Source organism: Chitinophaga sp. YIM B06452 (assembly GCF_039655965.1).
In the GTDB taxonomy this organism is placed as follows: domain Bacteria; phylum Bacteroidota; class Bacteroidia; order Chitinophagales; family Chitinophagaceae; genus Chitinophaga.
In genome coordinates this window covers 103,057-125,966 of record NZ_JAWLKY010000006.1, presented here as the reverse complement: position 1 = coordinate 125,966, position 22,910 = coordinate 103,057, and the positions used below count along the sequence as shown (strand labels likewise).

Genomic DNA, 22,910 nt, shown 5'->3' with positions numbered 1-22,910 from the left:
CTTTAATGGGTAATTGTCCTGAATTTTTTGATCGTCGCCGGGTTGCCCGCCACGATGGCGTACTCCGGCACGTCCTTCGTTACCACGGCGCCCGCCGCGATAATGGAATGCGAGCCGATGCGGACGCCGGGGAGGATGATCACCCGGGTGCCGATCCACACGTCGTTGCCGATCACCACCGGCCTGCGCGGCGTATTGCCCTGTTCGCGCATGGGAATGTCCGTCCGTTCAAAGTTGTGCCCCCCGGAAAGGATGGTCACTTCCGGGCCGAACATCACATCGTCGCCGATGATGGTATCGTTCCCGATCCAGCAATCTACGTTCAGCCCGCTGTAATTGCCGATCACCACGTTCTGCCCGCTGCCGAAGCGCACGTTGCGGCTCACTTTGATGTGTTTGCCGGCGCTGAGGAATATCCTGGAAGCCAGCCAGGTGCGGAAAGGCAGGGCCAGGCTGCCCAGCGGCCTCGGCGGGTCTGGCAGCCAGCTGGCGATGCTGTAGTAGAGGTACAGCAAAAAGCTTTTGTACAGCGATATGTTAGACCGTTTGAGGAAATACAGGGGATTGTCCCTGTACATTTTGACCTTTCCTGTTTTGGCGTCTATCTTCTCCTGGAATAACTGTTCTGTTGTCATGGATCAAAGGATTTAAGCATGGATAGGTATATTGTCGTAAGCCGGGTCTTCTTCTTCGACCTCGTTTACCAGCGCGTAATAATTATTCATAATGATCGCGGTCAGCCCCGGGATGTACAGGCGCAGGTGCTGGAAGGGGGAGAAGAGGAAGGTCCAGATCAGCCCGATGAATATCAGCACCAGCACGGGGTACAGCGCGAGGTTCTGCCCGTTGCGGATAATGTACAGACCCATTTTCACCACCTGCCAGAAGAGGTACAGCACCGCCAGGAAACCGCCAAGCCCCCAGTTCACCCAGGCGCCCATCAGCACGGAGTGGCTGGGCACCAGGATGGTACGGCTTTTCACACGCTCGGTATTCAGCTCCGCGTCGTGGTACATCAGCAGGATCATGTAGTATTTTAAGGATTTGTCTTCCGCCCAGCTGCCATGCCCGAACAAAGGCTTGTCTGCAATGGCGGCGCCCGCGGCAAAGGTTTCCGCGCGGCCGGTCATCAGCAGCTCCAGCGGGTTGTAGGGATTGGCCAGCCGTTCTATCTGCGTGCGCGAGTGGTCGCCGCCTATTTCGCCGCTCAATACGGAGCGCACGTAAAAAGTATAAGCTACCTGGAACAGTACGGCAAATAATACAAAGAAGAAAATGATCTTCTGCCGGGAGATCTGCACGTTGTTGTTCATAAAATAGGTGATCACCGCGCCGATGAAGAAGATCACGCCGGTAGACCGGCTGTCGAATGCGAAGCAGAGCAGGCTGCAGCCGATGAGCACGGTGAGCGCCATTTTTATCTCGCCGCGTTTGTACAGCTGGTATAGCACCAGGTACATGGCCATGGTGAGGATGGGGGCGATCTTGAACTTGAAATAGCTCATGTCCGAGTCCACGATATCGTCTGTATAGATGATGTTCTTGATCATGGTCATGAACAGGAAGAACAGGATGGTGGAAGTATCGTTCAGTGTTTTGAAAAGCACGATGAACGACAGCAGGGCGATGATGGTGGCGGCCCATCCGCGCAGGTAGTTCTGCGGGGTGTTGCCCACCACGAGCAGGTCTGTCACCATTTGGAAGAACAGCAGCACGAGCAGGGCCACCAGTATCTTTTTGAGATAAGGATAGGTCTTCAGATCGTCCGGCCGGTAGGTGAAAGGCGCGGCCAGCAATATCAGCAGTTCGCTGAGCCAGAGCTGCCCCACGAGGTTCACCTTGATGGTGCTGAGCATGGTATACAGGAACACGCCTGCTTTTTTTATCGTCATTCTGCTGCCATTTGGTGAGTAACTACCGGCGCTTTCTGCGCGGCAAACCGGAGGATGTGCTCCAGCCGTTCGCGGTTCACACCAGCGCTGTATTCTTTCATGAAATCTTCCCGCAGCAAGCCTCCCAGCGGACCTTTCCCTGAAAAGGAATGTACCGCGTGGCGGAAGGAAGCGGGTGTGTTGGCCACAATGAAATTGTCGCTCAGCACGCCTTCTACGCCTTTGGAAGTGCCTATCACCGGGGTGCTGAGCGCCATGGCCTCCAGGCATTTGAGGCGGGTGCCGCTGCCATGCAGCAGGGGAATGAGCACCCCGGCTGATTGCGCGATGTATGGTTTGATGTCGGGCACTTTGCCGATGGCCTTGATGTTCTTCCATTCGGTGGCGCCCTTCAGCTGCTGCAATGCTTCTTTGGAATGGCGGCCTACGAGCCATAATTCGAATTTGTTCGCCAGCTCGTCGTTCCACACCTGGTCCACCAGCCACTTCAGCCCTTCGAAGTTCATGAACATGGAAAAGTTGGCGGTCATGGCCAGCCGGCGCGGGTTCCTTTCTTCCCGGAGGGCGTAATCGTTTTCATCCAGGAAGTTGGGAACCACGAATATTTTTTTCGGATCGATGAAGGCGGCGTGGTATTGCCTGTCGGGCTCGCTGACGGTCATGACCGCCGCGGCCTGCGGGAAATAGCGTTGTTCGTGCGTTCTTTCCAGGTTCACCAGCTGGCTGCGGCGTAGCTTCTGTACAAGGCCATGGGCGGGCTTTTGCTGTGTGTGCGCGGCCTGCGCGTTGTGGGTGCCCAGTATCACGGGTATCCGTGCGGCGCTGAACCAGGAAATATATTGCCCCACGAAACCATAGTCCAGGATCGCCACATCGATATTTGTAATACTGCTGATGTGGGCGAAAAGCTTTATCAGGGCGGGGTCCTGGCGGAAATAGAATTTTCCCGTCAGCCGTTCTGCCAGCGTCAGCGCCGGTTGCGTATACGTGTGGAATGTTACGCCGGGAATCGTGTATTCATCAAAGTTAACCTGCTCTTTATTGCCTATAATGGCATGAACGCTGTGCCCGAGGGAGGCCAGCGCTTTGAGCAGGTAACAGCTCCGGATCTTTTCCCCGCCGTTTTGCGGAAAGGGTGATATGGTGGTGAAGAATAGTATGTTCATGGTCAGTTTGCGTTTAATACCGGGCTTTTACGGGTGATCTTCGCCAGGGCCTTGCCGACCATGTCTGTCAGTTTCTGCAATTCATAGGGCGAAAGGCCGAAGAAGCGGATCAGCACTGCCAGCGACGCCACTGCGAGGCAGCCGGTGGCCAGCAGCCTCATAAATCCTTCTTCCATGGTGTAAGTAGGAATAAGGGCGATGCCGGCCGCGATGGAAACGGGCAGCAGCGAATGCCATACCACGTTCACCATAAAGCTGCGCATGGGTATGCCGGTCAGGCGTTTGGCCGCCAGCATACGGTATGCCGCGATCGCGCATTCTATCAGCAGGCTGAGCGTGAGCACGGCAGCGGGAGGGAAGCCTGCCCGCAACAGCAGGTATGCGCCGGGAATGTTGAGCAGCAGGAGGCTGAACAGCACGAGCTGGAAGGTCTTGATCCTCCCCACGGCCTGTACGGCCATCTGCAGGCCGCCGGAAAGCTGGTATACGAGCGATCCCGCAATGATCAGGCGGCAGAAGGCCACCGTATGGTCCGGGTAATTTTTTAACCAGATATGAAGGATATAAGGCATTTCGATAATGGCCGGTATGGCAAAGAAGCTCAGCAGGTAGAACGCGAATTTGCAGGCCATGAGGCTCAGCATCACCATGCGTTCGCGGTTGCCGCTGCCTTCGCTTTTCACGAGCTGCGGGTTCAGCGCCTGGAGCATGGTAACAGCGAAATAACTGAGCTGTGCATTCACCTGGTTGGCAATGGCGAATGCTGCATTGATCACGGTGCCGAAGAAAACGTTCAGCACCATGGCAATACCCTGGGTTTTGGCGATCACGCCGGAAGCGCCTACCATGGCCCAGCCGGAGTAGGAGAACATTTCCCGGAGCAAACCGCGGTCAAAATACTTCGCGCTGATGCGGCTTTCGGGGTAACGCGCGGTGCAATAGCTCCATTTAAAAAGCAGCAAAGCCACCAGCAGCAAGGCCAGCCCGGCGGAATAGATCACGAGCTTGTCTCCGCCCAGGTAAGCCAGGCTCACCGCGAGCCCTAACTTGATCACGGATTCCACGATGCCCATCACCGCCAGCAGCAGCATGTTCTCGTGGGTATTGATCATCGCGTCGTAAGGCACGGATACGATAGTGAAAAAGGCGCTGGCCGTCATGAAATGAAAAATGACGCGCGCGGCTCCCAGCCTTTCCGCCGGGATGTTCAACACATGGTTGAATAGATAAATGCCTGATAACTCCAGCAATCCGACCACGATTACGCTTATGAAGAGGTGCAGCCAGATGCCGGAGTTAAATGCTTTTTTGAGTTGAAGCAGGTTGCCGGAGCCGAGGAAAAACGACATATACCGCTGGGTGCTGAGCGTCATGGAGCTGTTCAAAAAGCTCAGCATGGCCACAATTCCCGCCACCAGGTTGAATATCCCGTAATCCACGGCTCCGAGGCCGTTCAATACAAGGCGCGTGGCATACAACGCGATCAGCATGGTGACCAGCATCTTGCCGTATAAGAACCCTGTATTTAAAACTACTCTGTTTGCTGCCTGCATTATTAACCCATCAGATGTTCAAATTGTGCAATGTCTTTTTTGCGGAACAGCTCCACGTCGGAGGCGACCATTTCGCGCACCAGCTCCTGCAGGTCGTATTTCGGTTCCCAGCCCAGCTTGGTCTTGGACTTAGTCGGGTCGCCAATGAGCAGGTCCACTTCAGTGGGGCGGAAATATTTGGGGTCCACCGCTACCACTTCCTTGCCGATGGGCAGGATGTATTCTTTATTGCGGCAGGCGGTCACCACTGCGGTCTCGTTCACGCCTTCACCGGTAAATTCGAGTTCAATGCCCAGCTCGTCGAAGGTCATGCGCACGAAGTCGCGCACGGGCGTGGTGATGCCGGTGGCGATCACGTAATCATCCGGCTGGTCCTGCTGGAGGATGCGCCACATGGCTTCCACGTAATCTTTTGCATGGCCCCAGTCGCGGCGTGCGTCCAGGTTGCCGAGATATAATTTATCCTGCAGGCCCAGCACGATGGCGGCGGCGGCGCGGGTGATCTTGCGGGTAACGAAGGTTTCGCCGCGCAGCGGGCTTTCGTGGTTGAAGAGAATGCCGTTGCAGGCGTACATGCCGTAGGCTTCACGGTAGTTCACGGTGATCCAGTAGGCGTAAAGTTTTGCCACGGCGTAAGGGCTGCGGGGATAGAAAGGCGTGCTTTCTTTCTGGGGCACTTCCTGTACAAGGCCGTATAGCTCTGAGGTGCTGGCCTGGTACACGCGGCATTTCTGTTCCATTTTCAGGATGCGCAGGGCTTCCAGGATGCGCAGCGTACCGATGCCGTCTGCATTGGCGGTGTATTCCGGCGTATCGAAGCTCACGCGCACATGGCTCATGGCGGCGAGGTTGTAAATTTCGTCGGGCTGTGTTTCCTGGATGATGCGGATGAGGTTGGTGCTGTCTGTCATATCGCCGTAGTGAAGGCGGAAGCGCACGTCCTGGCTGTGAGGGTCCTGGTAAAGATGGTCGATCCTTTCAGTATTGATAAGGGATGCGCGGCGTTTGATGCCATGTACCATGTATCCTTTCTCAAGGAGGAGTTCCGCGAGGTAAGCCCCGTCCTGTCCGTTCACGCCGGTTATTAAAGCTACTTTCATGTGATGCTGTTTTAATTATTTATATCGCGTTGATGAGGGAAAATTGTTTTTTGACGAAATCGCTGTAAGCCAGGTGGAGCCCGGTTTGCAGGTCTACGCTGTGTTTCCAGCCGAGGTTGTGCAGGCGGCTCACGTCCAGCAGTTTGCGGGGCGTGCCGTCCGGCTTGCTGCTGTCGAAAAGGATGTCTCCTTCATAATTGGTCACGGCCTTCACGGTTTCCGCCAGCTCACGGATGCTGAGGTCTTCGCCGGTGCCTACATTGATGGTCTCGGCGCCGTCGTAATGATGCATGAGATACACGCAGGCGTCTGCCAGGTCGTCGGCAAACAGGAATTCGCGTTTAGGCGTCCCCGTTCCCCAAACGGTCACGGAAGGCTTGCCCGCAGTGCGCGCTTCATGGAAGCGGCGGATGAGCGCCGGCAGCACGTGCGAATTTTCGGGATGGTAATTGTCGCCGATGCCGTACAGGTTGGTGGGCATTACGCTGATGAAGTTGCAGCCGTATTGCTGGCGGTAAGCCTCGCAAAGTTTGATGCCGGTTATTTTCGCAATGGCGTAGGGCTCATTGGTGGCTTCCAGCGGGCCGGTCAGCAGGCTGTCTTCCGTGATAGGCTGCGCCGCCATGCGGGGATAAATGCAGGAACTGCCGAGGAACATCAGCTTGTTCACTTTATTTTCGTACGCGGCATGTATAATGTTGGCAGCGATCATGAGGTTGTCGTACAGGAATTCCGCGCGGTAGGTATTGTTCGCATGAATACCGCCTACTTTCGCGGCGGCCAGGAACACGTAGTCCGGTTTTTCGGTGCGGAAAAATTCGTTGACGGCCTGCTGGTTGCGCAGGTCCAGTTCGCCTGATGTGCGCAGCAGGAGGTTCTGGTACCCAAGGGATATGAGTTTCTTTTTGATGGCGCCGCCTACCATGCCACGGTGCCCTGCGATATAGATCTTATCTGTTAACTTCATCCGTTAATATTTGTCTTTTTAAAGGTCGGATGGAATCTCGCATGAAGATGCTCGGTTTCATCCGTTAATATTTGTCTTTTTAAAGGTCGGATGGAATCTCGCATGAAGATGCTCGGTTTCATCCATTTGTTTTTTTGCTTTACAATAGTTCGGGACGGTTTTCTTTCACCCATTGGTGCAGCTGTTTCACATCCTGGCCTTTCCCTTTCTGCATCACGAGTATAGCCTCCGGGGTATCTACCACTACCATATTGTCAACTCCCACCAGGGCTACCAGCTTATTTTTTCCGATCACCATGCTGGTTTCGGGGTTGCTGTTGATGTATACGGCCTGGTCGTTGCTGTACCGGTAATGCTGTGCGAGCGCCTGGGTGAGGGCTTCGTAGCTGCCTACGTCGCTCCAGTCCATGTTGCTGGGCACTACTTTCACGCGGCTGCTTTTTTCCATCACGGCATAGTCGATGCTGTCTGCCGGGATGGCCTGCATTTTTTCCAGGGAAAGTTTGCCGGTATCCAGCCATTCTTTCGCGGCCACGGCTGCGGCGGCGTAGATCGCGGGGGCGTATTGTTCCAGCTCTTCGAGCATCACGGCAGCCCGTGCACAGAAGATGCCGCTGTTCCAGAGGTAGTCACCGCTTTGCAGCATTTTTTCTGCGTTGGCGGCATCCGGTTTTTCAACAAAACGTACCACGTCGTTGCCTTTGTACTGGATGTAACCGTAGCCGGTTTCAGGATAGGCGGGCTGCAGGCCGATGGTCACGAGGTTATCCTGCGCGGCGAGCTTGTATGCTGCCCTGATGGTTTCTTCGTAACGTTCCGGCGTGCCGATGAGATGGTCTGCGGGAGTGATCAGCAGTATTTCATTGGGGTCTGCCACAAAAGCCGCGAGGGCAATGGCTGCGGCGGTGTTACGGCCAACAGGTTCCGCGAGTATGGCAGGGCCTTTTGCCCCGGCGTCGGTTAGTTGTGTTATAATGTCGGCGGACTGTTCTTCATTTACGATAGCCGTAACTTCCGTGCAGGCAAACGTGTTGCGGAGAAAAGTGATCTGCAGCAGGCTCCGGCCGTCGAAGAGCGGCAGCAGCTGCTTGGGCGTACGGCGGTTGGAAAGGGGCCACAGGCGCGTACCGGCGCCGCCGCATAACAGGATATGATGCATGCTGTTTTAAATTGGTTCGGGTTAATGTCAGATTGCGGGTACCATCATTACTTCGTCTGCGGCAATGCTGGCCACCATATTGTAGCCCAGGCTGTTCAGTACCGCTTTCACGCGGTTCTTGCCCAGTTCCACGATACGGCCGCGGTGGTGCATCAGCGGGCCGGCGGTCACTTCCACCAGGTCGTTGTGCCGCAGCGGGAATTTCTCAAGGGAAACGTCTTTGTAATGACGAAGGAAACGTTGAATAAGCTCAATTTCATGGTCAGGGATCATGGCCGGCTTGCCCAGCCAGTACACGAAATTGATAATACCTTCCGTTTCACGCACCAGCTGCTTTTTGCTGTCTGGCACGCGCACAAAAACATAAGAGGAAAAAAGCGGCTCTTCCACTACTTTACGCCGGTCGCTCCACTGGCGGGCCACCTGGTTCAAGGGACAATAGCTTTCGATCTGTCTTCTTTCGAGAGCGGCTGCTACTTTCTTTTCCCATCGCGGCCTGGTGTACACGGCATACCAGGAGTTTGTTTCGTGTTGCATACGGTTAATTTTTACTGGTTAACGAATCACAATCGGGTTTTCATAACGGGGAACGTTAAAGGCAGGCGGTGTAGTAGGTTTGCATGGCTTCGCCACCTCAGTCACATGGACTACCAGTATTCGGTTTTTCAATAATTTCTTTTATCATCTAATATGTTAAGGCACTCTTGTGCTAAATATCGTTCTCGTCAGGTTTTTAAGAACCGGGAAATGAGCGAATCATTCCCCGGTACAGATCATATGTTACACCTTAAATATGCTCCTGATGAATTTCTTCTTCTTCTGCTGTTTGTTCAGCTCTTCCACGTAACCATAACCGTAGCTCTGCGTGCTTACGCCGCGCGGTTTCACGCCGTTGAACACGATGTTCAGCTTGCCTGCTTCGCGGCTGCGGTACAGTTCGTCTATCATCTTCAGGTGGATCCTCGGCGTTACCTGCTGCCTGATCACGTACAGCGTGGCGTCCGTGAAAGGTGCCAGCAGCCTGGCATCCGTTACTATGCCCACAGGGGCGGTATCTATTATTACATAATCGAACATTGTTTTCAGCGTGGTCAGCATTTCCTGCAAACGGCCGTTCAGTATCAACTCCGTCGGGTTGGGCGGAATTACGCCCGCGGGGAGGATGAACAGGTGGTCGTTGCCGGGCACGGCTTTCAGCATTTCAGGCAGCGGCGTTTTACCCACCAGGAAGTTGGTAATGCCCGGCTCCCTGGGAATGCCCAGCATCTTGCTGATCATGGGCTTGCGGAGGTCAAATTCCAGCAGCACCACTTTTTTGCGGATCAGCGAAAGACTGATGGCCAGGTTGATGGATATGAAGCTCTTGCCCTCGCCGGAAATGGAGGAGGTAACGAGCAGCGTTTTGTTGTCGCCGTTCACGCCGAGGTAGGAAAGGGAGGTCCTGAGCGAGCGGAACTGCTCTGCTACCAGGCTTCGCTTGCCGTCGGCTATTACCACAGATTCCTTGTTGTCGTCGTGCATGATCTCCGCCACGATCGGCGCATCGGTAGCTTTTTCTATGTCTGCGCGCTGTTCGATCTCGCGGTTCATCAGGTCCCTGAGGGTGATCACACCCGCTACGAAAGCGATGCCGATGCCGATGGCCAGGGCCAGTACGGTCATTCTTTTCGGGCTGAAGGGGAGGCCGGCTGATTGCGCGGCGTCCACGATGCGGCTGTCTGATATCGCCGCGGCGTACGCCAGGGCTGTTTCTTCCCGCTTCTGCAGCAGGAAGGTGTAAATGTTATTCTTGATGATCTGCTGGCGGCTTACTTCGAGCAAAGCTCTTTCTTTGCCGGGCACGCTGTGCAGCATGCCCATGAAGCGGCCGTTAGCGCTTTCGAGCTTTTCTTTACCGGCTTCCAGGTTGGAACGAAGGCTGTGTATGTTTTCCAGTATGCCGGGCTTCAGCTTGGCGATCTGGCGGTCCAGCGCGGTGATCACGGGACTGTTCTCGGCAGTGGTCTTCCGGAGCTTTTCACGCTCCATCTGGGCCTCGTTCAGCCGTGCGATCAGTTCCAGCAGCACCGGGTCTGTAAGACCAAGGGTAGCAGGCACTACGTTCTCTCCATCGTTTGTGCTGCTCACATATTTTTCAATAGACTCCAGCACGGAGAGCTGCATGTTGGCTTCGTTCAGCTTGGCGTCGTTTTCCTGCACGCTGGCAAGGAAGAGCTTGCTCTGCTCGCCGATATCCACGATGCCGGCGGAGGATTTGAATTGCTCTACCTGCCTTTCCACCTGGTTCAGCTCCCTGGTCACGATGCGGAGGCGTTCCTCTACAAAGCTCATGGTGCTGGCGGCCACGCGGTTCTTGTCTTCAATGGCGGCATGGTTGTACACGCGCACCAGCTCGTTCACAATGGCTTCGCCGCGGGTGGGACTTACGTCGTTATAGTCGAGTTTGATAACGGTGGCCATTTTGGAGACCGGTGTTACCTGGAGGTTTTTTAATAAGTTCTCTGCCGTTTTCTTTTCGCTGCTGATCTGCAGGTAAGCCTTGTGCTTCGGCATATGCGTGCCGGGCCTGGGCTTTATCACCATCCATCCCCAGCGGGTGCTTACGGTGTCGAAAATGGGGTAGGCCACATGGTCCAGCATCACGGTGCGGCGGGCTGAATCGTAGGATACGTCTACTTTTTCAACGACGCCGTCTTTTATTTTCCCGGGTTCCAGGAACACAAATTCAAGCGGCGCATATTTATAGCTAAGCACATCGCGCAGCTGGCCTTCTTCATACATTTCCCCGTACAGCTGCAGGTTGCGGGCCACCTGGGAGGCCAGGGTGCGGGAGCTGAGTATCTGCATCTCGTTCTCGATGTTCTTGTCTGAACCGAAAAGGTCGAGGCTGCTCAGCAGGTCCTGCTCGCCGAGTTGTTTGGATTCTTCCTTCACCAGCAAAGTGGCGGAAACTTTGTAAACAGGCGTAGCGTAACGCAGGTATGCAAATGCAGCAACGACGGCGGCGATCACTGCAAGTACAAAGAGGGGCCAGTGCGACAGATAACGGTACCTGATCAGCGCCAGCAGGTCTACCTGTTCCTGTGGCTGCATGCGTTTCTGCATGCCCGGTTGCTGGCCGTTCGGCCGTGTGATGTGCACGTTGTTGTTCATGTCTCTCGCGTTAATTGTTCACTATCAGCCTGTCCACCAGGATCACGACGAGGCTCAGCGCGCTGAGCACGATCGGAACTACAGTGTTTGCTTTGCTGGTGGTGGCTACTTTTGCTCTGGAAGGTTCCACATATACGATGTCATTAGGTTTCAGGTAAAAATAGGGGGAGCCCAGCATGCCTGCGTCGTTGAGGTTCAGCCTGCGCGTGGTTCTTACGCCGTCCTGTTCGCGGATCAGCAATACATTCTCTTTTTTGCCGTAGATGGTGATGTCGCCGGCCATGCCCAGCGCTTCAAGAATGGAGATCTTCTCGCTGGAAACATTCACAACAGTAGGGCGGGCCACTTCGCCGAGCACGGTTACGCGGTAATTGAGGAAGCGGATGCTTACCACCGGGTCTACCAGCAGCTTGCGGTCTACCAGCTGCCGGCGGATCGTGTCCGTCAGCGCGGTTTTGGTCAGGCCGTCGGCTTTAATGGCGCCCAGTACGGGCAGCTCGATGGTGCCTTGCTGGTTCACCAGGTAACCCGCGGCAGGATTGCCTCCGGCCGGCGCCACGCTTACGTTTCCGGTGGCTGTTGTAGTTGCGCCGGGAGAGTAAGTGTTGGGCAGGTTATACATCATCGCTTCCTGCGGGTTCGCAGCGCTGATGTTGATCTGGAGGATGTCATTCTTCTGGATGACGGGCTCGAAATCAACCTTCACGGCAGCGAGCGTGGTATCGTTCAGGTTATTGAAGTAGGCGGCTTGTTTGGTGTTTACGCAGGAGGCAAATAAAGCCGCGAGCGCAACGAATACTACGGTTTTTCTAAAGTATGGTTTAGGTCTCTCTCTCATCTGATCGGGTTTCGTTAAGATGTGATATATGATCACATTACAAAACTACCACAGATGCATTTTTTCAGAACTACTCACTATAGTATTAATACAGCAACAGGCATAAAACCCGTTACTCATTAAAGTAGTGATTCAATACAGGCTGTTGCTCCAGATCTTCGAGATAAGCTCGCTCTTGGATGCTACGTTCAGTTTCTGGTAGATCTTTTTCAGGTGCTGATTCACGGTAAACACAGTAACGAAGAGCTTTTCAGCCATCTCTTTGTAGGTATAACCTTCTTTGAGAAGATGCAGCAATTCGTATTCGCGTTTGGTGAGTTTGTCTTTCACGTATTCCAGCGGGTCTTTGCTTACGTGATCGATCAGCAGGTGCGCTGCTTTGGGAGAGAGGGTGCCGCCCTGGTTAATGGCGTCAAGGATGGAATGATATATTTCCATCAGCCGGCTGGTCTTAATGATATAACCCGCCGCGCCTTTCATGATGGATTCTATAACGTACTGTTTGCCATCATGCCCGGAAAGCACGATGATCTTGGCTTCCGGGTAAATGCGCTTCAGTTCGTCCATCCCTGAAATGCCCGATTCGCCGGGAAGGGAAATATCGAGTAATATGGCTTTAACATCCGGATCCTTGTACGGAAGAGCTTTGAACTCTTCCATGGAACGGCATGCAAAAACGACTTTGCACTCCTGGAAGTCCTCGAGGAACTCCTTGTAGTTATTAAGCTGAAAATGGTTGTCTTCAATAATTCCGATCGATATCATATTACGGGTAACATTATGCGATATGGTCTATAAAGGGTCTCTATATCAAATATAATTCCAATTTTCTTGCAATCAATTCAAAAACAGCATTAAATTATTAACAAGCATTCAATAACGCATTACTTACTTAAGTAAGTAATAAATAAAATTCATATTAGTTGTAGATTTATATAACCGAAATTTTCCACAATCGTAATAAAAAATGGAACGATCGTGTTAATTGCGGAATGCATTGACTATCTTGCTTATTCATACACCTGTGTGCAGTTACCATATCTGACCAACCCGGGAGACGGCTCCCGGACGTCCATGAAAACCTATATAGAAGACAATGAAGCCACAGCATTATATAAAAGTAACCCATTTGCTCAACGGGATAAAGGAACCCGTATTGATCATCGAGCCAACTGAAGGAATAGTCGAAAAGGCGAACAAGGCTGCGATAGATAAACTGGGGCTCTCCGTGACCGGCAAAACCCTGAACGTTCCGTTCAAAGAAGAATTTATGCTCGTCTCCAACAACGGTAGCGCCGAAGAGACCCATATTGGCTTCTCCGCCAATCGTATCAATATTGCACAAAAAGAATATATACTGGCCATCGGCAAAGCCTGCGACAGCGAACAGCAGCTTCGCGTACAGCTGCGCAACCTGGAACAGGAAAGGGCTTTGCAGGAAATGAAAACCAATTTCATTTCCATGACCTCGCACGAGTTCAGGACCCCGCTCACGGCCATCGCCGCGGCGGTAGACCTGCTGGAGACACGCATCAAGATGGACAGCATGATGAATGCCTTCTACCAGCAGAACATCCTGAAGATCTCCACCGAGGTATTTAACCTGAACACCATGCTGGACGAGATACTCACGCTCAGCAAGATCGTATCCAACAATTACGAAGTAAATAAAACACCGGTAAATGCGGTAAAGGTGATCGATTACCTGAACTACCAGTACTTTTCCGAAAGGAAAGATGAACGGAGGCTGGAAGTGAAGGTGGTGGGAGAGCCGCGCAAGATTCCGGTAGACAAGGACCAGTTTTCGAAAATACTGACTAACCTGATCAGTAATGCCTTTAAGTATTCCACTCATGAAAACCCGCAGATCAAACTGCATTATCACGCCCACAAGCTGGTGATCTCTATTTCCGACCATGGTATCGGCATCCCGCAGAAAGACATCCCGCACCTGTTCAATTCTTTTTACCGCGGCAGCAATGTTGACGGTATAGATGGCACGGGACTTGGACTGGCTATCGTGAAAACCTTCACGGAGATGAACGACGGAGAGATCAAGGTTACCAGCGAAAAGGGCAAAGGCACGAAATTCTCACTTACATTCAGGTATGCATGAACAGGACTATTTTATTGATTGAAGACAAACCCGCATTGACCGACACGCTGAAAACCTTGCTGGAACTGCATGAATTTAATGTGCTCACCGCCAGCAACGGCGAAGAAGGTGTGGCCCATGCCAGGCAGCACCATCCTGACCTCGTGATCAGCGACATTTTCATGCCGGTGATCAATGGTTACGAATTGCTGGAGATCTTTAAGAAAGACAGCCAGCTGCGGAACATCCCCGTATTGATGCTCACGGCCAAAACGGCTATCGAGGAGATCAACCTCGCCATGAAGAAGGGCGCGGCGGGTTATGTAACCAAACCCTTTTTATTCCGGAACCTGCACGCAACGATCACCAAGCTGATCCTATAACCCCAGGTTCCATTGTATGCCCAGCATACCGCCGGTATTGCCGCCGAAGTCCCCCCAATCGAAGGCAAGCCCGGCATTCACTGTTATTCCCTTTACCGGCGTGGGCCAGATGATCTCCTGCAACGTGTACCATTGCGTCATGGTGGAGGAAATGGGCTCCGGGTGGTAGTTGCCGAAGTTGCGGGTGAAAGTGAGCAGCGTGCGCGCTTTCAGTATCTGCGCAATATTGTATTTGGCGCCTACGTGCAGCCCCGTCACGCGGTTGTTGATGATGTTCCAGCCTTTTTTGATCACGGAATCCCTCGGGAGGTTCCAGTCGATGGGCTCTACGTCTTCAAAGTATTTGCTGCCGCGCGTGCGGTTGATGAACAGTGGTGTGCCGATGATGTTGCCGCGGTATTCCCAGCCGGTGAGATATACGCCGTTGTTGTAATAACTTTCGCGCACCCGCAGCGGCAGCCAGTCGTTCATTTTTTTGCTGTTGATGAACTCGATGGTGGCCTTTTCGAGGATAGGATCTTCTTTTTTGTTCACATAACTGAGGCCCAGCAGGCGGTCCGTATTCTTGATATCGATGTTCTGGCCGGTTTCGAACATGCTCTGGTTATACAGCAACAGTTTGATATCATCCGTTTCCCACTGGATGCCGCCTTCCAATACGCCGCGGTGGTCGCCGGGGCGGTTGGGCTGTATCTGGGTATTGATCACGGTGCCATCGTCTGCCACCTTGCCGGTCAGGATGTCCCAGTAATTGGAGAACGTATTCTTGATCGGCGGCAGGTCGAAGCGGTTGCCACCCCACACCGCGAAATGCTGGATGCCGCCGTACACTTTCAGGCGCTCCTTGCCGATGCGCAGGTACAGCATCTTTTCATGCAGGAACGCGCCTTTGATGTATTGCTGGTCGCCCATCCAGCCGTGGCTGAACTGGCCTTTCACCTGCACCCAGCCGTTGGTGAAGGGTATGTTCACGTAATCTTTCAGCGCAATGCTCACTTTCGGGATGGGCAAAGCGTTGCCGCTGATGCCCCAGGAACCCGAACTAAGCTCCGGATCGGCTTCGCCGCTCACTTCCTCGTACCTGCCCGCACGCAGCTCCAGGTTGCGGTAGCTGGCCTTTACATACCCTTCTTCGAAGAATGTTTCGGAGAAATGGTTGTTGTTGTAAAGGTTGAAACCGTATTTGATATAAAAGTCGCCGTTGACGTCCAGTGCATGGCTGTTGCGCAGCATGATGTGCGAGGAAAGGTCGGATTTTCGGTCGCTGATGGTACCGAAGCGTTTGGCGGTGAGCCAAAGCGGCTGGTACTCTTTCGATGCAACGGTGCCTGTAACGCCTGCCTGTACCTGCAATGAGTCGGTAAAGCGCGGAGTGCCGCCGAAGGGAACCTCAGGGCTCTTTTGGGCGAATACGGGCATGGAAAGGCCTATAAAGAATATGGTTATCGTAAGTCGCATAAGTTAACCTGCAAATTAGCGGTAACCCGGCGGCCCCAGGATACTTAAACTAGTACTTATGGCGGCAGGCGGCCTGAAAATGCTACTGAAAAGGGGAGGAAAGGGTGAAAACAGGCCCTGCTGTGGTTGTTTGCGGCTCTTATGCACTGCAGCCATACGGCTTTACCTGCCCGTTTGTTACAAGGCGTATCCGACCGTTACGCCGGCGCCTATGCCCTGCGACCATTTCGAGCGCTTGGAATCGTTGTCTTCGCCAGGGAATACCCCGTCCTGTTTCCACAGGTCAAAAACAGGGATGATAAGCTGCGGGCCCACACTGAATTTCCCGAAGTCTTTCTGGAGGCCGGCCTGCAGGGATGCGGAAAATCCGAAATACCGGCCGTTACGGACCGTATAATCGGTTTCAATCCCATACTGCTCTGCATTTTGCGCCCAATCGATGTGGTAATGCTGTGAGTAGGTGTAGTAATTGTTGAGATTAACCCCGGCATTGAATTGAAGGCCTTTGCCCAGCGGGAAGGTCCTTTCTGCGCCAACCGTGAGCAGCAGCGTGTTGTACCAGTATTTGTCTGTGTAGAAAAGTATCTTCAGGTCGCTGGGATAATTGATGTTCCTGGTATCTCCTTCACCGAAATTATTCTTATTCCGGAGTTTGTCGAAACCGTACCTGTAATACCCGGCGCCCACTTTCAGGAAGGTGTGCCTGAGCACCGGGAATTTATACGTGCCGTTAATACCCAAGCTGGTGCCGTTGATGGCTAATTCGTCAGGCTTCCTGTTATTGATCTCCGGGTATTTGTCAAACCGGACATACGGGGTGATCTCGATCTTCGGGCTTTCCTTTTGTGCGTAAGCGGGGCCGGATAAGGCGATGAGCAGGGTTGCGAAAAAGAGTTTTGTTTTCATGTAGCTGATTTTGGTACAGGTTAAAAAATGGCCGCAGGGAATGTATTTCCCGTGAGGTCAGCGCGCCTGTTGATTCGCCTGCATCAAAATCTGAGGAAGTAAAAAATCGAATGGTGATGTGAAGATATGACAATAAATCCAAATAACCAACTCAGCGCCGGTACAGCACTACGTCTTCCCCGCCGGCTTCGGCTTCCAGCACCTGGTCCTGCCAGTCAGCCGGCAGCGTAAAGATATTGGGAAGGCCGCCCAGCAATTCCAGCCAGCCGCTCATCTCGTCGGAAGCCTCAATGGTTTCACCGCTCACGGTGTCGAACACGAGGAAGGTGACCTCGCCGGGATAGGTGTATACCTTGTAGGCTGCAACGCGCGTCACATCGTCCCATTGCAGGGTATTGTCAATGTCCTCGTCGTATTTGACAGACAGCTGTTCTTCATCAAAATAAATATCCATCGGACGAAGTTATTCAATTGCGGCGGCAATTACGGCTGTTGAATTTTAACATTTTGTTTCCGGCGTTTCGGGGTAATTTTATCCTTCATCAAATAAAAAGGAGGTATTCATGCAATCTACAGGATATTCGTGGAAACCTTCGGTTGGTATCGCCTAACCGGGTTACTCCATACAAGAAAACTGTTTTAGACGCGGACGCGTCACAGGGTGTGCTTTCGGGCACACCCTTTTTTATGTCAGTATTGTCCCGCATCACTTCTGTACCCCCCCTGTATCAAATGTGATACAGACACGTACTAAAGTACCGTTATCCACGGGTTTGATACGGGGATAACTCAGGGTTGATATGTCTTTGCCAGGGGAAAGTAGTTATCTTACCTGCCCGTCCCCATACACCACCCATTTCTCCGTCACCAGCTTTTCCAGCGCAAAAGGCCCGCGGGCATGCAGTTTCTGGGTAGAGATGCCGATCTCGGCGCCCAGTCCGAACACGCCGCCGTCGGTGAACCGGGTGGATGCGTTCACATACACCGCCGCAGCGTCCACTTCCCGCAGGAACTGTTCGCTGAGCGCTTCATCGCGGCTTACGATGGCTTCGGAGTGGCGGGAAGAGAAGGTGCGGATATGCTCCAGCGCTTCTTCCGCGTTGTTCACCACTTTCACGGAACATTTAAAATCGAGGAACTCACGGCCGAAATCCTCCGGCTGCGCATGTTGCAATTGGGGATAGCCCGCAGCTTCGAGGATAGGGAATGCCTGCTCATCCGCGAATACTTCCACGTTGTAGGCGGAAAGGGCGGGGGAGAGCTGCGTGAGGAATGGCACTGCCACGGATTTGTCTACGATCACGGTATCCAGGGCGTTGCAGACGCTGGGGCGCGATACCTTGGCGTTGGTCACGATGCGCACGGCTTTACCGAGGTCTGCTGTACTTTCCACGTATGTATGGCAAACGCCGGCGCCGGTCTCGATCACCGGCACGCGGGAATGTTCGCGCACATGGTCTATCAGCTGCTGTGAACCGCGGGGAATGATGATGTCGATATATTTTACGGCGGTGAGCATTTCGGTGATCAGTGCACGGTCTGCAGGCAGCAGCACCACCGCGTCTTCCGCCACGCCGAATTCTTTCAGCGTTTCGCGGATGAGCGATACGAGGATGGTATTGGTATCAAATGCATCGGTGCCGCCGCGCAGCACGCAGGCGTTGCCGGAGCGGATGCAGAGCGCGGCAACATCCACCGTCACATTGGGCCGTGATTCGTAAATAACGCCCACCACGCCCAGCGGTACGGAGAGCTTGCGCACCAGCAGGCCGTTGTCCAGCTTTTTTTCTGACAGCACCTGGTTGGCCGGGTCCGGCAGGCGGGCAATGTCTTCGAGGCTCTCCGCCAGCGCAGCAATGCGCGCGGCATTGAGCAGGAGGCGGTCCTTTTTCGGATCGCTGTCTGCCATGCGGTCCAGGTCTTTTTTATTCTCGCGGATGATCGCTTCCGTATTATCTTTCAGGCGTATGGCGAGCTGGCGCAGCAGCGCCTGCTTGCGGGAATCTTCCGGCGATTTCACGGAGCGGGTGGCCAGTTGTGCTTTTTCAAGCAGTGGTATGATGGATTGCATGATGTTCTTTTTTACAATAAAACGATATCGTCTGCATGCGCCACTTCCAGGTTCTGGGTGCGGCCGCCGCCCAGCGAGTCAGACGATACCTTGGCCCTTGCCACGGCGATCACCTGCTCCTGCTCATTTACAATTTCGAATACTTCACCGCATTCAAATTTCTCCAGCACCTGTTTCACGCCTACGGCCAGCAGGCTGTGACGTTTTTCGAGGGCTTTGTGCGCGCCTTCGTCTACCTGCAGCCTGCCGGTTACGAGGCTGCCGCTGGCCAGCCATTTTTTGCGGGCGGGCATGCTGCAGGGCTGCGGAAGGCAGCGGGTGCCGGTTTTGCCGGCAGTGGCCAGCGCAATGCCATTGGGCGTGCTGATGCCGAAGATCACCACTTCGATGCCCATGCGGGTGGCCAGGCGCGTAAAGGTGAGCTTGGATACCATGCCGCCGAGGCCGAGGGAGGATTTTTTTGTGTCCGCCAGGCCCAGTGCACTTTCGTCTATCACCGGTATTTCCGGGACGATCTTTCCTTCTTTATCGAGCACGCCGCCCACAGAAGTGCTGAACAGCAGCTGCGACGCGCCGAAGCCCACGGCAATGAGCGTGGCCAGTTCGTCGTTGTCGGAGAATTTCAGCTCCAGGTCGCTCACCACGTCATTTTCATTCGCGATGGGGATGATGCCGCTGGCCCAAAGCTCTTCGTAGGTCTTTTTGAGCTGCAGGAACTGGTTGCGGCTGGAAAAATGCCTCCGCTCGCAAAGGCTTTGCGCAATGGGAATGCCGTATGCCGAAAAATAATGGGTGTACCGGTTGAGGAGTATCGGGTTGCCGATGGCGGCCGCAGCCTTGCGCTCACTGATGGAGCCGCTGTAGCCTTTCAGGTAACGTTTGCCGGCGGCCACTGCGCCAGACGATACGAGCACAATATTGTACTGGTTATGCACTGCGGATACCTGCTGCGCTATTTCCGCTATCACATTTTCGTTCAGCTCGCCGTTCTCACGTGTAATGGATGCCGTTCCGAACTTTATGACAAGGATGGGTTTGGTTGATGTTTTCATGCCGGCATAAAAATATTCAAACCAAGCCGCTTCTGCAAGCAGGAAGAAAGAACTAGGTCAATTGAGGGGAACGCTGGTCGAATGTGTCGAGGAACACGGCGATGCTTTTCGGGTCAAACCTGGGAAGCACCAGTTCATCGATCTTTACCAGCCCGTTCCTGATCTTCTCAAACAGGCGGAATTCGTAAAGCTTCGGCAGGCGGGAGCTGCGGACGGTTTTCCTGATCTGTTCCAACGCGGCTTTTCCTTCTCTCACGGTCAGGTAGTCAATGAAGCAAAGCGGGCCTTTCGGCGTGAAATACACTAGTCTCGATGCCATAATGTTTCTGTTTATCGTCGTTGAAGGAGAGTGAAAAGGTAACACTTTTGTGTGAGAAGCAACAATACCTTAACATTAATTTAAACTTTTAACCCCGATGGGTTAATACCCAGCAATTATGCTAATGCAGGTAGTTAGATTTGCTAAAAATATTAGTAAAAATGAAAGCTGTTAACCATCGGAATGGCCTCACGTTCTTTGCCGTTCAGCCCGCTGAAGAGACGCCTGTAGCTTATGTTTCAACCCCCGTAAAAGCCGGTTTTCCCTCGCCCGCGCAGGATTATGCCGAAGAAGATATCGACCTGGTGCACCTCCTGGGGATGGATAAGCCCTCCGTGTTCGTTGTGCGGGTAGACGGGCATTCGATGACGGACGCGCATGTGCCGGATAAGAGTTACCTCGTGGTAGACCGTTCCCTTAAACCCATGCCAAACGATATAGTGGTTGCCATCCTCAACGGCGAGTTTACCGTAAAAACCCTGGTAAAATCCACCTCCGGCTGGATGTTGTACCCTGAGAACGCGATGTATGACCCGATCGTGGTGAAGGACGGGGATAATTTCCAGGTTTGGGGAGTGGTGGCGCAGGTGGTGATAGACCGGCGCGAGATGCGGAAACGTTATTGAGCGCACATCATACAAAAGAGGCTGAACACCGCGTTCAGCCTCTTTTTTGTTTATCCGTTCCGTTTATTTCCTGATATGAGCAGCACTACGCCTACCACCGCAATAAGACCTCCGGCATATAGCGGCCAGCCTATCCATTTGTTTTCTTTCTTATTCACTTCCACCGGCCCAACGTCCAGCACTTCCTTTTCGGTGGTAACAGTAAAGCCGCGGATCAACACCATGATGATGCCGATAACGATCAGGATAATGCCCAGTGTTTTCATAAGCTGCATTTACCCGGAAGAGCGGCAATTAACATGCCACCGCGTTTTGGCGGAAAATTGGGGAAAAGGGAGTACAATATCAGCCTGAAATGCCCCTGATGGCGCGGTGATGGTCGGAGCTGATGACCTGGTAGGTGCGCGGCGTAATACCCTCTGTTTTTTTGAATACCCTGATGAAGTAGTTCACGTCGGAGAACCCGCACATATCGCTCACGCGGCTCACGCTGTGGCTGGTTTGGCTCAGCAGCTGCTTGGCCATGTTCACCCTTTCGCGGTTGATGTATTCCAGCGGGGTGATGCCGAATTGTTCGCGGAACCATTTGAAAAATATGTTGCGGCTCAGGTAGGCCTGTTTGCAGAGCGTATCTACGGCAATCTTTTCCGTGAGGTGTTCGCGGATATAATTCAGCACAAAATGCTGGCGGCTGTGATTGTTGCTGGTGCGGACTTCGGAGATCACCTGCTGCATGTGCTGGCTTTGCATGAGGCGGATGAGCAGTTCCTTCAGGTTCAGGTCCGCAAAGATGTTCTTCGTGGTTTCGCCGCTGCTGCAAATGCGGATGAGCTTGTTGATAAGGCCGGATATCTCGTCGTCGTTCTCGAAATGGTAGGTGTTGAACCGGAGCTTCCAACTGCTTTGTTCATCCGGGCTTTGGTAGTAATTATTGAGATAGTTGACCGTTTCGCGCACATATTGCCCGTCTACCGCCAGCGCGATGCACTGGGTGGGCGTTTCCATATCCGCATCGGGGAAGTCTATTTCCATGGGCTGGTTGGCGGGAAAGATCACCGTTTCGCCGGGCAGGTAGTCGAATGCCGGGCTGCCGGGGAGGTGCATTACCTTCCTGCCGCGCACCATGCTGGAAATGAGGAAATCGTTGAAGGAAAGCGGCACCCGGAAAGACCGTTCGTAGCATTCGTACACATTCAGCTCGCAGTTGTTGAGGTTAAACACACGGCGGTTCTCCACCAGCGTTCTGAGCTGCTTGGGAGGCGTAAGTTCAATCGGTTCCAGGAGACTTTTACGGGCCATAAGCGATCAACATATTACAAATTAAGAAATTTTCATTGTGTAGGCATAAAATCAGGTACGATTGTGCTACTAAAAAGTACAAATATTGATCGCCGGTACTATAAATCTGGTGAATTTAGCAGGAGAATGACGTTTGGAGAGCGGCCATAACCTATGAGAAACTGTCGCTCGGATTATCAATATAATAAGTGTTAATGTTCCGGGCAGTGGGGTGATAGCTGCTGCCCGGTAAGTTTTGCCCGGCAATGCTTGCCCGGCGGCTGAGGATTTTGGCGTAACTTGCGCCCTTCAGCAAAGTTTTTCAAAAATGGACGGACAATACCGCAAAGATATTTACCCTGGCCTGGAAGTGGGCATTATCCTGAAAAAGGATCAACGCAGCGGCAAAAAGACTTATGGGATCGTAAAGGATCTGCTCACCTCCGCGGCTTATCATTCCCGCGGCATCAAAGTGAGGCTGGAAGACGGGCAGATAGGCAGGGTCGCAGAAATTATCGGTTAAACGGAAGCTTATTATCTATTTATCTTTCATTGTTCTGTAACCGTGAAGCCGTCGGCAACTGCCGGCGGCTTTTCATTTGGATATATGCATACAGGCACAACAATTGCAGGTACACCAATATGAACACATTCCACATCACACACAACAACCATAACATTCCCGTGTACAGGGAAGAGGAAGACCTTTACGTTGTTACGCTGCCGGGGAAAACGCTCTACCTTTTGCGGAAAGAGGATAATGAGGGCGCCACCCACTGGTTCGAGGAAGGAGCGGATAATGAAACGCCTGAAATAAAAGAGATCGGCCTTGCGATCGAGCAGGCATTGATGAGCTCCGTTGAGAACGGAAAATAATCCGTTCCGCACAACCGG

General features: G+C 53.1%; 24 protein-coding genes. 5 read left to right on the top strand and 19 right to left on the bottom strand.

The window, feature by feature from the left end:
• Positions 1-2: 2 nt before the first annotated feature.
• From R3I13_RS23555 to R3I13_RS23505, 11 genes are all read right to left on the bottom strand, one after another.
• Positions 3-635: an acyltransferase gene (locus R3I13_RS23555; protein ID WP_346320438.1), complete on the bottom strand. Its 633-nt coding sequence runs from the start codon at positions 633-635 to the stop codon at positions 3-5.
• A gap of 12 nt (positions 636-647) precedes the next feature.
• On the bottom strand, positions 648-1,892 hold the full coding sequence (locus tag R3I13_RS23550) for a hypothetical protein (RefSeq protein WP_346320437.1): 1,245 nt from the start codon (positions 1,890-1,892) through the stop codon (positions 648-650).
• Complete coding sequence (locus R3I13_RS23545; RefSeq protein WP_346320436.1) at positions 1,889-3,058, bottom strand: glycosyltransferase; 1,170 nt, start codon at positions 3,056-3,058, stop codon at positions 1,889-1,891. The genes R3I13_RS23550 and R3I13_RS23545 overlap by 4 nt, the downstream gene beginning before the upstream one ends.
• A 2-nt stretch (positions 3,059-3,060) precedes the next feature.
• Positions 3,061-4,560, bottom strand: a complete 1,500-nt coding sequence (locus tag R3I13_RS23540; RefSeq protein ID WP_346320435.1) for a hypothetical protein — start codon at positions 4,558-4,560, stop codon at positions 3,061-3,063.
• A 53-nt stretch (positions 4,561-4,613) separates the two neighbouring features.
• Positions 4,614-5,711, bottom strand: coding sequence for a GDP-mannose 4,6-dehydratase (gene gmd / locus R3I13_RS23535; RefSeq protein WP_346320434.1), 1,098 nt, complete (start codon positions 5,709-5,711; stop codon positions 4,614-4,616).
• 19 nt (positions 5,712-5,730) lie between these two features.
• The gene (locus tag R3I13_RS23530) at positions 5,731-6,678 is read right to left on the bottom strand and encodes a GDP-L-fucose synthase (RefSeq protein WP_346320433.1); all 948 of its coding nucleotides are present in this window, start codon (positions 6,676-6,678) and stop codon (positions 5,731-5,733) included.
• Between the two features lie 139 nt (positions 6,679-6,817).
• Positions 6,818-7,837 (bottom strand): sugar phosphate nucleotidyltransferase, encoded by a 1,020-nt coding sequence (locus tag R3I13_RS23525; RefSeq protein WP_346320432.1) that lies wholly within the window; start codon positions 7,835-7,837, stop codon positions 6,818-6,820.
• A gap of 27 nt (positions 7,838-7,864) precedes the next feature.
• Complete coding sequence (locus tag R3I13_RS23520; protein ID WP_346320431.1) at positions 7,865-8,374, bottom strand: UpxY family transcription antiterminator; 510 nt, start codon at positions 8,372-8,374, stop codon at positions 7,865-7,867.
• A 243-nt stretch (positions 8,375-8,617) separates the two neighbouring features.
• Positions 8,618-10,990, bottom strand: a complete 2,373-nt coding sequence (locus R3I13_RS23515; protein WP_346320430.1) for a polysaccharide biosynthesis tyrosine autokinase — start codon at positions 10,988-10,990, stop codon at positions 8,618-8,620.
• Between the two features lie 10 nt (positions 10,991-11,000).
• Complete coding sequence (locus R3I13_RS23510; protein ID WP_346320429.1) at positions 11,001-11,828, bottom strand: polysaccharide biosynthesis/export family protein; 828 nt, start codon at positions 11,826-11,828, stop codon at positions 11,001-11,003.
• A gap of 132 nt (positions 11,829-11,960) precedes the next feature.
• The gene (locus R3I13_RS23505; RefSeq protein ID WP_346320428.1) at positions 11,961-12,593 is read right to left on the bottom strand and encodes a response regulator transcription factor; all 633 of its coding nucleotides are present in this window, start codon (positions 12,591-12,593) and stop codon (positions 11,961-11,963) included.
• A 331-nt stretch (positions 12,594-12,924) separates the two neighbouring features.
• On the opposite strand from R3I13_RS23505, the gene R3I13_RS23500 reads away from it, so the two are divergent.
• Both R3I13_RS23500 and R3I13_RS23495 read left to right on the top strand, forming a co-directional pair.
• Positions 12,925-13,944 (top strand): HAMP domain-containing sensor histidine kinase, encoded by a 1,020-nt coding sequence (locus R3I13_RS23500; RefSeq protein ID WP_346320427.1) that lies wholly within the window; start codon positions 12,925-12,927, stop codon positions 13,942-13,944.
• A complete protein-coding gene (locus R3I13_RS23495) occupies positions 13,941-14,306 on the top strand; it encodes a response regulator (RefSeq protein WP_346320426.1) in 366 nt (121 codons plus the stop codon). The genes R3I13_RS23500 and R3I13_RS23495 overlap by 4 nt, the downstream gene beginning before the upstream one ends.
• Here R3I13_RS23495 and R3I13_RS23490 read toward each other — a convergent pair.
• The 6 genes from R3I13_RS23490 to R3I13_RS23465 form a co-directional block, all read right to left on the bottom strand.
• Positions 14,301-15,764 carry a capsule assembly Wzi family protein gene (locus R3I13_RS23490; protein WP_346320425.1) on the bottom strand — a complete coding sequence of 488 codons (1,464 nt, stop codon included), beginning with the start codon at positions 15,762-15,764 and terminating at the stop codon, positions 14,301-14,303. The genes R3I13_RS23495 and R3I13_RS23490 overlap by 6 nt on opposite strands.
• A 177-nt stretch (positions 15,765-15,941) precedes the next feature.
• Positions 15,942-16,670, bottom strand: a complete 729-nt coding sequence (locus R3I13_RS23485) for a hypothetical protein (protein WP_346320424.1) — start codon at positions 16,668-16,670, stop codon at positions 15,942-15,944.
• A gap of 151 nt (positions 16,671-16,821) precedes the next feature.
• On the bottom strand, positions 16,822-17,124 hold the full coding sequence (locus R3I13_RS23480) for a hypothetical protein (RefSeq protein ID WP_346320423.1): 303 nt from the start codon (positions 17,122-17,124) through the stop codon (positions 16,822-16,824).
• Positions 17,125-17,493: 369 nt separating this feature from the next.
• Positions 17,494-18,741 (bottom strand): glutamate-5-semialdehyde dehydrogenase, encoded by a 1,248-nt coding sequence (locus tag R3I13_RS23475; protein WP_346320422.1) that lies wholly within the window; start codon positions 18,739-18,741, stop codon positions 17,494-17,496.
• A gap of 11 nt (positions 18,742-18,752) precedes the next feature.
• Positions 18,753-19,793 (bottom strand): glutamate 5-kinase, encoded by a 1,041-nt coding sequence (gene proB / locus R3I13_RS23470; protein ID WP_346320421.1) that lies wholly within the window; start codon positions 19,791-19,793, stop codon positions 18,753-18,755.
• A gap of 52 nt (positions 19,794-19,845) precedes the next feature.
• The gene (locus tag R3I13_RS23465) at positions 19,846-20,112 is read right to left on the bottom strand and encodes a hypothetical protein (RefSeq protein WP_346320420.1); all 267 of its coding nucleotides are present in this window, start codon (positions 20,110-20,112) and stop codon (positions 19,846-19,848) included.
• Positions 20,113-20,273: 161 nt separating this feature from the next.
• Between R3I13_RS23465 and umuD the strand changes: the two genes are divergently transcribed.
• On the top strand, positions 20,274-20,738 hold the full coding sequence (umuD, locus tag R3I13_RS23460) for a translesion error-prone DNA polymerase V autoproteolytic subunit (protein WP_346320419.1): 465 nt from the start codon (positions 20,274-20,276) through the stop codon (positions 20,736-20,738).
• A 50-nt stretch (positions 20,739-20,788) separates the two neighbouring features.
• Here the strand turns inward: umuD and R3I13_RS23455 are convergent, their stop codons facing one another.
• A complete protein-coding gene (locus R3I13_RS23455) occupies positions 20,789-21,004 on the bottom strand; it encodes a hypothetical protein (RefSeq protein ID WP_346320418.1) in 216 nt (71 codons plus the stop codon).
• Positions 21,005-21,083: 79 nt separating this feature from the next.
• Complete coding sequence (locus tag R3I13_RS23450; protein ID WP_346320417.1) at positions 21,084-22,037, bottom strand: AraC family transcriptional regulator; 954 nt, start codon at positions 22,035-22,037, stop codon at positions 21,084-21,086.
• 307 nt (positions 22,038-22,344) lie between these two features.
• Here R3I13_RS23450 and R3I13_RS23445 point away from each other — a divergent pair, with 307 nt between their 5' ends.
• The gene (locus R3I13_RS23445) at positions 22,345-22,539 is read left to right on the top strand and encodes a YwbE family protein (RefSeq protein WP_073086560.1); all 195 of its coding nucleotides are present in this window, start codon (positions 22,345-22,347) and stop codon (positions 22,537-22,539) included.
• 119 nt (positions 22,540-22,658) lie between these two features.
• Positions 22,659-22,892: a hypothetical protein gene (locus tag R3I13_RS23440; protein WP_346320416.1), complete on the top strand. Its 234-nt coding sequence runs from the start codon at positions 22,659-22,661 to the stop codon at positions 22,890-22,892.
• Positions 22,893-22,910: the final 18 nt, after the last annotated feature.

What these genes read in the sequence shown, in the direction of transcription:
- R3I13_RS23450 (WP_346320417.1), bottom strand. Translation starts at nt 22,037, where the DNA reads ATGGCCCGTAAAAGTCTCCTGGAACCGATTGAACTTACGCCTCCCAAG.
- R3I13_RS23500 (WP_346320427.1), top strand. Translation starts at nt 12,925, where the DNA reads ATGAAGCCACAGCATTATATAAAAGTAACCCATTTGCTCAACGGGATA.
- R3I13_RS23520 (WP_346320431.1), bottom strand. Translation starts at nt 8,374, where the DNA reads ATGCAACACGAAACAAACTCCTGGTATGCCGTGTACACCAGGCCGCGA.
- R3I13_RS23455 (WP_346320418.1), bottom strand. Translation starts at nt 21,004, where the DNA reads ATGAAAACACTGGGCATTATCCTGATCGTTATCGGCATCATCATGGTG.
- R3I13_RS23525 (WP_346320432.1), bottom strand. Translation starts at nt 7,837, where the DNA reads ATGCATCATATCCTGTTATGCGGCGGCGCCGGTACGCGCCTGTGGCCC.
- R3I13_RS23465 (WP_346320420.1), bottom strand. Translation starts at nt 20,112, where the DNA reads ATGGCATCGAGACTAGTGTATTTCACGCCGAAAGGCCCGCTTTGCTTC.
- R3I13_RS23510 (WP_346320429.1), bottom strand. Translation starts at nt 11,828, where the DNA reads ATGAGAGAGAGACCTAAACCATACTTTAGAAAAACCGTAGTATTCGTT.
- umuD (WP_346320419.1), top strand. Translation starts at nt 20,274, where the DNA reads ATGAAAGCTGTTAACCATCGGAATGGCCTCACGTTCTTTGCCGTTCAG.
- R3I13_RS23445 (WP_073086560.1), top strand. Translation starts at nt 22,345, where the DNA reads ATGGACGGACAATACCGCAAAGATATTTACCCTGGCCTGGAAGTGGGC.
- R3I13_RS23485 (WP_346320424.1), bottom strand. Translation starts at nt 16,670, where the DNA reads ATGAAAACAAAACTCTTTTTCGCAACCCTGCTCATCGCCTTATCCGGC.
- proB (WP_346320421.1), bottom strand. Translation starts at nt 19,793, where the DNA reads ATGAAAACATCAACCAAACCCATCCTTGTCATAAAGTTCGGAACGGCA.
- R3I13_RS23490 (WP_346320425.1), bottom strand. Translation starts at nt 15,764, where the DNA reads ATGCGACTTACGATAACCATATTCTTTATAGGCCTTTCCATGCCCGTA.
- R3I13_RS23505 (WP_346320428.1), bottom strand. Translation starts at nt 12,593, where the DNA reads ATGATATCGATCGGAATTATTGAAGACAACCATTTTCAGCTTAATAAC.
- R3I13_RS23440 (WP_346320416.1), top strand. Translation starts at nt 22,659, where the DNA reads ATGAACACATTCCACATCACACACAACAACCATAACATTCCCGTGTAC.
- R3I13_RS23555 (WP_346320438.1), bottom strand. Translation starts at nt 635, where the DNA reads ATGACAACAGAACAGTTATTCCAGGAGAAGATAGACGCCAAAACAGGA.
- R3I13_RS23475 (WP_346320422.1), bottom strand. Translation starts at nt 18,741, where the DNA reads ATGCAATCCATCATACCACTGCTTGAAAAAGCACAACTGGCCACCCGC.
- R3I13_RS23550 (WP_346320437.1), bottom strand. Translation starts at nt 1,892, where the DNA reads ATGACGATAAAAAAAGCAGGCGTGTTCCTGTATACCATGCTCAGCACC.
- R3I13_RS23540 (WP_346320435.1), bottom strand. Translation starts at nt 4,560, where the DNA reads ATGCTGGTCACCATGCTGATCGCGTTGTATGCCACGCGCCTTGTATTG.
- R3I13_RS23530 (WP_346320433.1), bottom strand. Translation starts at nt 6,678, where the DNA reads ATGAAGTTAACAGATAAGATCTATATCGCAGGGCACCGTGGCATGGTA.
- gmd (WP_346320434.1), bottom strand. Translation starts at nt 5,711, where the DNA reads ATGAAAGTAGCTTTAATAACCGGCGTGAACGGACAGGACGGGGCTTAC.
- R3I13_RS23545 (WP_346320436.1), bottom strand. Translation starts at nt 3,058, where the DNA reads ATGAACATACTATTCTTCACCACCATATCACCCTTTCCGCAAAACGGC.
- R3I13_RS23480 (WP_346320423.1), bottom strand. Translation starts at nt 17,124, where the DNA reads ATGGATATTTATTTTGATGAAGAACAGCTGTCTGTCAAATACGACGAG.
- R3I13_RS23495 (WP_346320426.1), top strand. Translation starts at nt 13,941, where the DNA reads ATGAACAGGACTATTTTATTGATTGAAGACAAACCCGCATTGACCGAC.
- R3I13_RS23515 (WP_346320430.1), bottom strand. Translation starts at nt 10,990, where the DNA reads ATGAACAACAACGTGCACATCACACGGCCGAACGGCCAGCAACCGGGC.